The organism is Salinimicrobium oceani (genome assembly GCF_012037645.1).
In genome coordinates this window covers 1-452 of the sequence record NZ_JAAVJR010000622.1, presented here as the reverse complement: position 1 = coordinate 452, position 452 = coordinate 1, and the positions used below count along the sequence as shown (strand labels likewise).

1 protein-coding gene is annotated in these 452 nt (G+C 44.2%); it reads left to right on the top strand.

Translation table 11 applies throughout. From position 1 onward, the window contains the following. Positions 1–452 (top strand): hypothetical protein (locus tag HC175_RS18560; RefSeq protein WP_209310091.1); only part of this gene is annotated, 452 nt, incomplete at both ends.

The following is a 452-nucleotide window of genomic DNA, read 5'->3' as shown; positions in this document are numbered from 1 at the left end:
ATAAATACAAATCAGGATTTTGGAGGGGAGATCACAGATCCCAATCCAGAGCCCGAGCCGGAACCGGAGCCCCAACCTGAACCTGCCAATAGCGTCGTGTTTATTAATGAGATCCATTATGATAACGCCAGCACAGATGTTGATGAAGGTGTGGAAATTGCCGGAACTGCAGGAACAGATCTTTCAGCTTTCAGTATTTTTCTATATAATGGAAGTGGTGGGGCATATTATCAAACTATCGCTCTCGAAGGAATAATTCCTGCTCAACAAAACGGTTATGGCACTTTATTTTTCCCAGCTTCAGGTTTACAAAATGGTTCTCCAGATGGGTTAGCTTTAGTGAAGGAAACCGAGGTGCTTCAATTTCTTAGCTACGTAGGAGAAATTACCGCAACTAACGGACCTGCAGTAGGAATGACGAGTACAGATATTGGCGTTGCCGAAGGCAGCAA